At 35.9% G+C, this 10,102-nt stretch carries 10 protein-coding genes; 2 read left to right on the top strand and 8 right to left on the bottom strand.

The annotated features are described in order from the left end of the window. Window positions 1–2: 2 nt before the first annotated feature. Together V7097_RS23310 and asnB are read right to left on the bottom strand one after the other, a co-directional pair. Complete coding sequence (locus V7097_RS23310) at window positions 3–1,253, bottom strand: LL-diaminopimelate aminotransferase (RefSeq protein WP_335706023.1); 1,251 nt, start codon at window positions 1,251–1,253, stop codon at window positions 3–5. 15 nt (window positions 1,254–1,268) lie between these two features. Further along, a complete protein-coding gene (gene asnB / locus V7097_RS23315) occupies window positions 1,269–3,119 on the bottom strand; it encodes an asparagine synthase (glutamine-hydrolyzing) (RefSeq protein WP_335706024.1) in 1,851 nt (616 codons plus the stop codon). A 318-nt stretch (window positions 3,120–3,437) separates the two neighbouring features. On the opposite strand from asnB, the gene V7097_RS23320 reads away from it, so the two are divergent. Further along, window positions 3,438–4,586 carry an ArgE/DapE family deacylase gene (locus V7097_RS23320; RefSeq protein ID WP_335706025.1) on the top strand — a complete coding sequence of 383 codons (1,149 nt, stop codon included), beginning with the start codon at window positions 3,438–3,440 and terminating at the stop codon, window positions 4,584–4,586. A 169-nt stretch (window positions 4,587–4,755) separates the two neighbouring features. On the opposite strand, the gene V7097_RS23325 is transcribed toward V7097_RS23320, so the two are convergent. The 3 genes from V7097_RS23325 to V7097_RS23335 all read right to left on the bottom strand — a co-directional run bounded on the left by V7097_RS23325 (window position 4,756) and on the right by V7097_RS23335 (window position 6,966). Next, the gene (locus V7097_RS23325) at window positions 4,756–5,787 is read right to left on the bottom strand and encodes a DUF4179 domain-containing protein (protein WP_335706026.1); all 1,032 of its coding nucleotides are present in this window, start codon (window positions 5,785–5,787) and stop codon (window positions 4,756–4,758) included. Continuing rightward, complete coding sequence (locus V7097_RS23330) at window positions 5,777–6,307, bottom strand: RNA polymerase sigma factor (RefSeq protein ID WP_335706027.1); 531 nt, start codon at window positions 6,305–6,307, stop codon at window positions 5,777–5,779. Before V7097_RS23330 ends, V7097_RS23325 begins: the two co-directional genes overlap by 11 nt. Window positions 6,308–6,807: 500 nt before the next feature. Next, on the bottom strand, window positions 6,808–6,966 hold the full coding sequence (locus V7097_RS23335; protein ID WP_335706028.1) for an HAD family hydrolase: 159 nt from the start codon (window positions 6,964–6,966) through the stop codon (window positions 6,808–6,810). A gap of 321 nt (window positions 6,967–7,287) precedes the next feature. On the opposite strand from V7097_RS23335, the gene V7097_RS23340 reads away from it, so the two are divergent. Continuing rightward, window positions 7,288–7,587: a hypothetical protein gene (locus V7097_RS23340; RefSeq protein WP_335706029.1), complete on the top strand. Its 300-nt coding sequence runs from the start codon at window positions 7,288–7,290 to the stop codon at window positions 7,585–7,587. A 419-nt stretch (window positions 7,588–8,006) separates the two neighbouring features. On the opposite strand, the gene V7097_RS23345 is transcribed toward V7097_RS23340, so the two are convergent. The 3 genes from V7097_RS23345 to V7097_RS23355 all read right to left on the bottom strand — a co-directional run bounded on the left by V7097_RS23345 (window position 8,007) and on the right by V7097_RS23355 (window position 9,840). Next, window positions 8,007–8,381, bottom strand: a complete 375-nt coding sequence (locus tag V7097_RS23345; protein WP_335706030.1) for a VOC family protein — start codon at window positions 8,379–8,381, stop codon at window positions 8,007–8,009. 197 nt (window positions 8,382–8,578) lie between these two features. Next, the gene (locus V7097_RS23350) at window positions 8,579–9,046 is read right to left on the bottom strand and encodes a VOC family protein (protein ID WP_335706031.1); all 468 of its coding nucleotides are present in this window, start codon (window positions 9,044–9,046) and stop codon (window positions 8,579–8,581) included. Window positions 9,047–9,351: 305 nt separating this feature from the next. Then, window positions 9,352–9,840: a DinB family protein gene (locus V7097_RS23355; protein ID WP_335706032.1), complete on the bottom strand. Its 489-nt coding sequence runs from the start codon at window positions 9,838–9,840 to the stop codon at window positions 9,352–9,354. Window positions 9,841–10,102 lie beyond the last annotated feature (262 nt).

The raw sequence follows: 10,102 nt of genomic DNA on the forward strand, positions 1-10,102 counted from the left end.
TCTCACCTCCCTCTAAAATTAAATCTGACTCTTTTCAAGCGCGTATGAATTTCATCCATGACCCGCTGTTCTTCCTCTTCACTATCAGCCTCAAAGGTTACCGAAAACCTGACATAGCTGCCGGCGTCGTCCCAAGGCACGCTCGAAATATAGTGCTCGCGGATCAGGTACTCCCCAAACTCTTCCGCAGTTTTGAAGGTTGGACCTCCTTCAACTCCAATTGGGATTTCTGTATACAGGAAGAAGGAACCCTTTGGTTTTTCCACCTTAAATCCACAGTCACAAAGAACACGGACAAGCATTTCATGGCGGCGTGAGTATTTTTCAGCCGTTTTTAAAGTCAATTCAGGATGGGATAGTGCGTACGCCGCTGCTTTTTGAATCGGGATAAATTGGCCAGAATCACTGTTATCCTTTATCATGGCAAATGCCTTGACTAGGCTAGGGTGTCCGGCGATAAAACCGATTCGCCATCCCGTCATATTGAAGGACTTCGATAGGGAGTGTAACTCAACACCCACTTCCTTTGCTCCCGGAACAGATAAGAAGCTAAGTGGGGCAACGCCGTCAAATACCAAAGCACCATAGGCTGCATCATGAACAACGATAAGATTATGTTCCTTTGCAAATGCTACGACTTCTTCAAAAAATGCCCTCGTTGCTTGAGCACCTGTTGGGTTATTTGGATAGTTCAAATAAAGCAATTTTGCTCTTTTCAAGGTTACAGGATCAATTTCCGTAAGCTGTGGTAAAAATCCATTCTCTTCTAGCAGGGGCAACTGCACGTTCTCACCCCCATAATATTTCGTGAAGGTTGCTAGAACTGGGTAGCTTGGAGTTGGCATAAGCGTGAGGTCACCGGGATTAATAAAGGCGGCCGGTAACATCGCGAGTGCTGATTTTGATCCGATTACGTGGTTGATTTCTGTTTCAGGATCGAGTCCGCTCACCCCAAATACTTCATCCATGTAGCGAGCAGCAGCTTCCTTAAATTCTAAAATTCCATTATCGGAATAAAATCGATTTTCAGGTTTAGCTGCCTCCCGTGATAACATTTCCACAACAGTGGAGTCGGCCATTGCATCTGGTTCACCAACACCCAAATCTATTAATTCGATATGAGGATTCTCTTTTAATGCAGCTTTTTTAGCCCTCTTTATTTTTTCAAACTTAAAAATCTCGTGAGTTAGTCCGAACGTCGGTCCTCCGATTCGATCTGCAAATAGTTGTTGTGTATAGTCTGTCAAAGTCATTGGTACCTCTCCTATTCAATCAATAATGTTTACGTGATAGAGTTCTAACCACAAATTTAGCTGCACCAAATGGGCGATGAGCTGTGGACCTGTCATGAGCTGCCCAAACCAAGGAGCATTAAAGGAAGATCCGTCGGATTCAATGATTTCCTTTACCTTTTGCTTCGAAACCAATTCAAGAATTGGAGAACTCTTACGTTCAATGATGTTCGTTAACATCTCTTTTACTAGTTTCGTATATTCTGGATTATGGGTTTTCGGATAAGGATTTTTCTTGCGGTACAAGACGGAATGAGGTAACACACCCTCTAATGCCTTTCTTAAAATTCCCTTTTCCCTTCCTTCAAGCATTTTCATCTCCCACGGAATATTCCACACATATTCAATTAATCGATGGTCAGCAAAAGGAACGCGGACCTCCAAACCTGCTGCCATACTCATACGGTCCTTTCGCTCTAACAGGGTAGCCATGAACCAAACCATATTTAAATAGAACAATTCCCTACGTCGTCCCTCTAAAGGACTTTCTCCATCTAAACGTGGCACCTCCAGTAATGTATCCCTGTATCGATCTTGCACATAGTCTTTTAGATTCAGTTTTTGTTGCCATTGAGGTAACAGAAGCATGTGTCTTTCCGTTTCCGACTTCATCCATGGAAAACGGTCGGCTTGTAATAGCTCTTTTCGATAAAACCAAGGATACCCGCCAAAAATCTCATCCGCACATTCACCTGACAACGCCACCGTGAAGTCTTGTTTGATTTCCTCAGAAAACCATAGAAGAGAGGAATCAATATCAGCCATCCCGGGTAAGTCTCTTGCTTTTACTGCGTCTTCCAAGCGGTTAGCAAGCTGATCATGTGTGATGATTTTCGAATGATGATCGACACCCAAATAGTGAGTCATTTTTTCAATCCATGGTCGGTCTTCATCTGACTGAAATAAGCTTGATTGGAAAAACTCACTGTTATTCTCATAATCAATCGAATACGTATGAAGACCCTCTCTTCCTTGCTGCTTAAAATGGTTCGAGGCAATGGCACTAATTGCACTAGAGTCGAGCCCTCCAGACAAAAATGTACAGACAGGAACATCTGCAACCAGCTGTCTTTCAATCGCATCCTTCACAAGAAACCTTACTTTCTCTACCGTTTCTGCTAATGAATCCGTATGATTATGGCTTTCAACATTCCAATATCGATTTAATTTGATTCCATTTCGATCAAATTTTAGAAAATGAGCCGGTCTTAATTCGTTTATCCCTCTAAAAACACCGTGACCTGGCGTACGGGAAGGGCCTAATCCAAATACCTCTTGAAGACCTTCGCGATCGATTTCTGCTTTTTGGGATGGGTGTGCCAATATCGCTTTTAACTCGGAGCCAAATAAAAGGGTACTATTTGTATGCTTATAAAATAATGGTTTCACACCAAGCCGGTCTCTTGCCATAAAAAGCTTTTCTTGCCCGTGCTCCCATATTGCAAAAGCAAAAATGCCATTCAATTTCTCGACACAATTTTCTCTCCATTCGATGTAAGCAAAAAGAAGTACTTCCGTATCTGAATGGGATTGAAATACATACCCACGGCTTGATAATTCTTTGCGAAGATCCACCGTATTATAAAGCTCGCCATTATAGACAATCGTAAAAGCTTCCCCGCTCTTTGATTTCCTGGTCATCGGCTGCTCGCCTCCGGAAGGATCAACCACAATAAGTCGGGTATGACCTAGTGCAGCATGACGTTCGCTAAAGACATTGCAAGCATCTGGACCACGTTTTGCTAATGTCTGCGCCATTTTTTCGACGGTCGTTACTTGCTGAATTAAATCCTGGTGCCAATCGATCCATCCTGTAATTCCACACAATTGTCATCACTCTTTCATAAGAAGATTTTTAGCTCTTGTTGTTGGTACTTAAAATAGTAGCATCCTAATTTCAGAAAATATTTAGACTATCCGCTACAAAGTTTGCATTTTTTTACATAACTTTATTGCAAACAAAAAACTCCAAACCATTGTGGTTAGGAGTTTTCTACTTTTTCTTCTGTGAGATTTTAGGTTATTTTACTGACGTATAATAGTTCCAGAGAATCCTTAAATGGCCAACTTATTAATGGACTTTTGGGTAAAATACAGTTGTATTATCATTGAGGATAGACAGATAAGATTTTGGAGGGATTTAGTTTGAAACATTTTACAGAAGAAGAAAAGATAAAGATTTTATCTGACATTATAGCGATTAAATCTATTAATGATAACGAAATCGAAGTGGCAAATTACTTAAAAAAATTATTTGCTGAATACGGCATTGAATCAAAAATTGTTCCAGTTACAGACACTCGTGTTAACTTAGTGGCTGAAATTGGAAGTGGAAGTCCAGTCATTGGCGTTTCTGGTCATATGGATGTCGTTTCTCCTGGTGATGAAAGCGAGTGGACTTCAAATCCGTTCACATTGACAGAAAGAGACGGAAAATTATACGGTCGTGGAACAAATGACATGAAAGCAGGTTTAGTCAACCTTGCCTTAGTGATGATTGAACTCAAAGAAAATAATGAACTACAAAATGGTACTGTCCGTTTTATGGCAACGACTGGTGAAGAAGTCGGTGGCGCAGGTTCTAAAAAATTATACGAAGAGGGCTATATGGATGATGTAGATTATCTATGGGTAGCTGAACCTTCTCATGACACGATTATTTACTCTCACAAAGGCTCACTTAACTTTCGTGTAACATCTATTGGTGAAGCAGCACACAGTTCTATGCCTGACCAAGGTTATAACGCGATTAATCCATTGATGAAATATCTATTGGAAGTAGACGAAAAATTGAATGGCGATGATCGTAAAAATGAAGTTCTAGATAAATTGGTTATGAGTACAACTATTTTTAATGCAGGGAACCAAGTAAACTCAGTTCCAGAAAAAGCAGTAGCTGAAATAAACGTGCGTACGATTCCAGAATTTGATAACGATGAAGTGATTGAATTATTCAACACAACAGCTAACAAATACAATGAAGATGGCTCTGATATTGATGTAGAAGTGACAATGTCATTACCAAGTGTTTTCACTTCAGGACACTCTGAAATGGTTGATCTTGCTAAAGAACTAGGTAAAAAACATTTATGTTTGGAAATTTCTGTTAAGGGTTCGCCAGGTGTGACGGATGCATCAAACTTATTACGAGGAAAAGATGACAACTTCCCATTTATGATGTTTGGTCCAGGCGAAACAAAAATGGCACACAAAATAGATGAATATGTCATCAAAGATTACTACTTTGCATTCTTCGATATCTATAAAGAGTTAATTTTAGGTTTATCAAAATAAAAAGAGGTGACTACCATCTTCGGTGGTCATCTCTTTTTGCTTTGGCTTTTATTTACCCTAAAAATGATAAAGATAAAGGATTGCGTCAGGAAAATTTACAACGATAACATCATAAAAAAATCCCGACTCATCCTTTAATAACAGGAAAAATTGGGATTCGTTTTGCTAACTATTTTTTAAATAATTCTACTTCACCAATTCCCTCTATAATGAGTTTTAGCTTACTAGAACTGTTATAAGAAGTGATTGGGAAGTTTGTTGAAATAATGGTTTTGTTATTTTCTGTACTCTTTCTAAAACCAGTTACCCCATATTCATTACCATCTTCATCTACGATTTTCATATTTGCAAAAGTATTTTCATTTTCATAGATCCCGTCCACTGAAAAGCTTAGATTTAATGACGTTGGACTTGCGTGAGCTTTGGAAACTTGAATGACAGACGACTGATCCTGCATTGCATATTCAATAATTGAATTTATTTTTTCTTTGTTATTGTTGGTAACTGACAGCTTCCAATTTCCATCAATTTTTTTCAATTCCCCCGTGTTGTAGAAAATATTGACACTTTCCACTTCAATTACAGCGTCTTTTAAAGGAGGAATAAGACCCTCGTTGGAATCGGATAACACATCAAACTGAATTCTCCCCGTTTTTACATCCAATACTGGATTTTGATGTTCAGAAATCGATGCATATCTGTTGTCACTCTTCAAGGGTTTTGTATCTGGAATAAATTCATCGATGTATTCGCCATCACCATTTTTTAATCGGTAATCCATCGAGACCTCACTTACCTTATTTAAAATTGAGGAATCTTCAAATACTAACTGAAAACTTAATCCCAATTTATTTGCGTCCGAAAAATGCTTATCTAGAGTTATATTAATACCTTGATTGGTAACTGAACTATTATTTTCTTGTATAAACCCATTATTTACGGCTTGCTCTATGCCTTTATCTCCAAAGTTAAAGAATTCGTTAATACCAGCCATTACATTTTCATTAGTAAAGACAACACCAGTTACGATAATAGCGCAAGCAGCAGTAGCTACTCTTTTCCAAATGAAATTGACTTTTTTCTTCTTTGATTTAGCTCGAATAATATCGTAGGATTGATCCAGAGATTTCCTTACCTTTTCAGGTATCTCTTTCTCCTCACTCATAATTTGATTAAATTCTTTTTCAAAGCTATTTTTCATTTACCATCACTCCCTCAGCTTTATAATAGTTGTTTCTCAATATCGACTTGGCCCTAGAAAGTCTGGATTTAATAGTTCCTTCGGGCTCTTTTAAAAATTCACTGATTTCTTTAACATTCAATCCGACAATATAGTATAAAATAAGTGCTAACCTGTAGACTTCATTTAAACTATTGAGCGCATCCTCTAATTCTATTTTCTGAAATCCATCATCTTTCTTTTGAAGAAGCAAATTTTCATCAATCACCAAAACATTCTTATTCTTGTTGAGCAGGCTGTTACATTTATTGATTAGGATTTTACAAATCCAAGTATTGAAGTACTCATCAATTTTTAAAGTATGTAATTTTTCATAAGCCGAGATAATTGTATCCTGCATAGCGTCAGCTACATCTTCATCATTGTTTAATAATCTATAAGCTGTTCGGTACAACACATCTTCATATTGCTTTACAAGTAAAACAAACGCTTCACCGTCGCCCTTTTTTGCCTTTTTGACCAAGGCCTTTAATGATCCCATTCTGGCACCTCCTTACTAGCTGTTTTTTTTTTCAATATATTAGATATGGGAGAGTATCATTTGGTTGCATTGATAGAAGTAATTTTATAAATCACAAAGAGAATAAGCTGTTTGACATACTGACTACTACAATTGATGGCAGTAAAGGTTTCTGAAATTCTTTTTCCCTAAAGTGAATAGTGTTCATAGGGATATACACATACGGCACAGTCGGGACCCCTTGATATCGTAGGTCCGCAACTTCATCACATATTAAAATATAAATTATTTATTCCAAGGTACCTATAGTAAATAAGAAATCATGTAGTCTTTAACTGTACGACATAATAATTGTAGTGTGAAAAATACTAATAAATTTCGTGGTAAAAGGAATGGACTTACTTTAACACATATATAGGGACAATTAATTAAGATAGATAAAGCCTGTATCTTAGATTACCAAGTAATCATTGATACAGGCTATTTTCAAGTTTCTTCTTCCACTAACGCTACCTGTTGACTTAAGGTTTCAAAAAGATTATTGGTATCAACGTTCTTCCTTTGAAAATCCTTTTCCAAATTCCTTTCATCCCTACATTTCGGACTGCTTTCACATCATTGTCTGGATGGTCGCCAAAAAATATACATTCATTCGGTGAAACATTAAGTTTTTCCAACACACGCCAAACCCATCACCCATAAAGCTAGTTTATCGTTTATTATATTTCCATATTAACTTTTCCTGTTCTTTCGTTTCGTTCAGAATAAAATTGATTAAATCACGTATCCTAATAAAAAATTTAAGGGTGGTTATTTTGATAGCTAATTTTTTTAGAATTGCAAATGCAATTGTGTTATGGGCTATTGTTATATTCTTTCTTCCAAAACAATCCTTTAAAAGATTTTTGCCGGTTACTTTATTTTGTTCTTGTATTTTGTTAATACAAACACTTCTAAATCCAATTTTTAACTGGTGGAAGGTAAAAGGAGGTTCCAAATACATGGTATTTGATGCTTTAGCCTTTATATTTGGGCCTTTTTTTACAATTAATTTGTGGGTGTTTCATTTTACTTATGGAAAGTTTTCTTTATATGCATTTTGTAATTTAATAATGGATTTAGTTTTTGCCTTTCCCTTAAGTGCACTCTTTCAAAAAATGGGCCATTATAAATTAAAAAGGTTTAATTCTAAAATAATCTTTATCATTTCCTACTCAATATCTCTAATGAATTATGCTTTTCAGAAATCCATTGAAAAACTAAATACTTCGGGATTAACTAACCCTAAATTCAGTAAATAATCTGATGGCCTCTTAGTTTATCCAATTATTATTTAGTGAAATTAAAAGAAGAAGAATCGACGAACTATTAAAACATACATCCAGGCTGTCCATTTTTGAATCAAGTTGTTACGTAATTCTTTTGTTGTAATTTTTGGAAATTTGTACACACTGTTGAAACTGTATGTATTTTTCTATTACAATAAAAGTCTAGAAGTCCTTGGACATTTGTTTTTTTAAACACTTGGTCTAAGGACTTTCTTTTATTTTAATACCTCACATTATTGTCGCTTTTTGATTCTACCTTGACACCAAATCATAGTTTCCTTATTCAAAATCTTCTGCTCGTTTGTGCAACAAGAAAAAGCTGCCCTCGTTACAGCACTTATCTTCAATTCTTTCACCGGTTAATGAAATAAGGTAATTTATTTATTTTTATCTTACCAGTGTACTTGAAGCTTATTACCACTTGGGTCATAAAAGTGGAAATAGGCATGACCATTATCTTCTTTTATTTTCTCTACCTTAACTTGATTATCAATTAAGTGTTGATGAAATTTAGATAATTCTGGACTTGTAAAACCAATGCTAAATGCTTGTTCATTATCAATTGTAAAATGTGCAAATGTTTCATCTTCAGTTGGAACTAAGATAAGTAAAAAAGGACCTTCATTTACTTTTATAATTGCATATGGTTCCTCAGTAATGTTTAATAACTGGAGTCCTAATACATCTCTATACCATTGTGCAGACTGCTCTAAATCTTTTACAGGAATTCTAATATAATGTACTTGTTCAATAAATGATTTACTCATAATCTACCTCTCCTTTATTTAATCTGGTATATCAAATAATTCCTTTTTTATATACCTTTTTCCTTCCGATTATTAAATTTAACTGCCCCTTTAGTTCAACAAGAAAAAGCTGCCCTTATGACAGCTCTAATCTTCAACTATCGCTACCCGTTTGTTTAAGTACATTTCTTCACAATCTCAAGGAAAAAGAAGCTTGATTATTTTAATTTACCATTAACCAAATTCTCCCAATCCTCAAATGACAACTTTTCTGCAATATGTTTTAATTCATTCGGAACGTCAACATAACACATCAATTCTAAACTATTTCCATCTGGGTCATCAAAGTAAACCGAAGCATTTCCTTGATTTGGTCTTACAAAAGGCTCAATTGATGTTCTCCTTCCAAAAGGAACAGATTCAACTTGAATGGATTCAAGCCATTTTAATGACTCTTTTAAATCCTGATATGTGACTCGAAAAGCAATATGCCTTAAAGAAGGGTGGTATGGAGTTTGGTATTCATTTCCTTCCCACAATCCCAACCAACTTTTCCCTTCTTCTATCCAAAAGAATGCAGTGTCTTCATCACGCCAAGCAAATTTTAAACCTAATCTTCGGTAAAATTCAATTGAAACTTCTAAATTTTTCACAGGTAAATGTGCTTCATAAAGCCCCTCTATCATTTCTCCCATCCCCTATAAATAGAAATTATGTACTATAAATTTTACGTTAATAGAATACCTTCTTCAACAATCCCGGCCTATTATTTGAATAGTGAGTGCTTTCCAACTTGAAGTAATGCACCCGTTAGCATAAGTACAATGTTTCACAAACTTATTTTTGAAAAAGTAATTTTTAAATTTTGGCTTTGTTAAATAGTATTGTTGTTTTTTAGGTATAAAATATGGGAACGTCCGATTGGACGTTCCAGTTCTTATCCCATTAAAGCCCCCTATAATGGAATAACTGTAAAGCTAATGAAGATTTTTTAAAAGCTGCGTTTCGCTGCCCAGGCTCCTTGCATTTTACTAAGGAATACAATTTGCCCAATATGATAGGCGTCGTGCATTGCTAAACTCTTTAGTTCAATCATTAATGGATTGTCTTCAGGGATTTCTCTATACAAATCTTTTAGTTCTGATGTTGCTAGTATTTTTTCTAGTTCACGATGAACATAAAAGTATTCTTGTTTTGTTTTCTGCCAATTTTGAGACGTCTCAGTTGGTAATCGATATGTAGCGTCATTATTTTCTGCCTGTGGTTCATTTGTTGTTTCACCAAGAAATCGTAACAGAATTCTTTTTTCAAAGAAAAGCAAATGACAAACTAATTCCCAAATGGAATGTGCCCCCTCAACTGGTTTCCAAATTGCCTGTTCAAAAGTGATATCCTCTAGCACTTTTTCAAGTGGTGGAAACCAGTCTTCTTGATCTAAGCAGCTTGCCCATTGCTGTAACAAAAGTGTCCTTACATCCATTTTCTATTCCCTCCAATTTTAATCCCTTTAATTGATAATCATTTTAGTCAAGATTCATTTGAGTTGGATTTTCTATTCAAACTTACCTCCCCTCAACCAATATTTTAAAGTTGAATCCCCATCCACTTACACAAATTTCAAGAAATATCAGTCAAATGAGAAATACCATATTTCCCCTTAAAATACTCGATTTATTTGTCGAAAACCAAAATTTTCATTTAATTTCTTTTTCAACTAACCTGCCCCGTTCGTATTATAAGGT

The organism is Bacillus sp. JJ1562 (assembly GCF_036962705.1).
GTDB lineage: Bacteria > Bacillota > Bacilli > Bacillales > Bacillaceae_L > Ferdinandcohnia.

What these genes read in the sequence shown, in the direction of transcription:
- V7097_RS23310 (WP_335706023.1), bottom strand. Translation starts at nt 1,253, where the DNA reads ATGACTTTGACAGACTATACACAACAACTATTTGCAGATCGAATCGGA.
- V7097_RS23325 (WP_335706026.1), bottom strand. Translation starts at nt 5,787, where the DNA reads ATGAAAAATAGCTTTGAAAAAGAATTTAATCAAATTATGAGTGAGGAG.
- V7097_RS23330 (WP_335706027.1), bottom strand. Translation starts at nt 6,307, where the DNA reads ATGGGATCATTAAAGGCCTTGGTCAAAAAGGCAAAAAAGGGCGACGGT.
- V7097_RS23340 (WP_335706029.1), top strand. Translation starts at nt 7,288, where the DNA reads ATGGTATTTGATGCTTTAGCCTTTATATTTGGGCCTTTTTTTACAATT.
- V7097_RS23345 (WP_335706030.1), bottom strand. Translation starts at nt 8,381, where the DNA reads ATGAGTAAATCATTTATTGAACAAGTACATTATATTAGAATTCCTGTA.
- V7097_RS23350 (WP_335706031.1), bottom strand. Translation starts at nt 9,046, where the DNA reads ATGATAGAGGGGCTTTATGAAGCACATTTACCTGTGAAAAATTTAGAA.
- V7097_RS23355 (WP_335706032.1), bottom strand. Translation starts at nt 9,840, where the DNA reads ATGGATGTAAGGACACTTTTGTTACAGCAATGGGCAAGCTGCTTAGAT.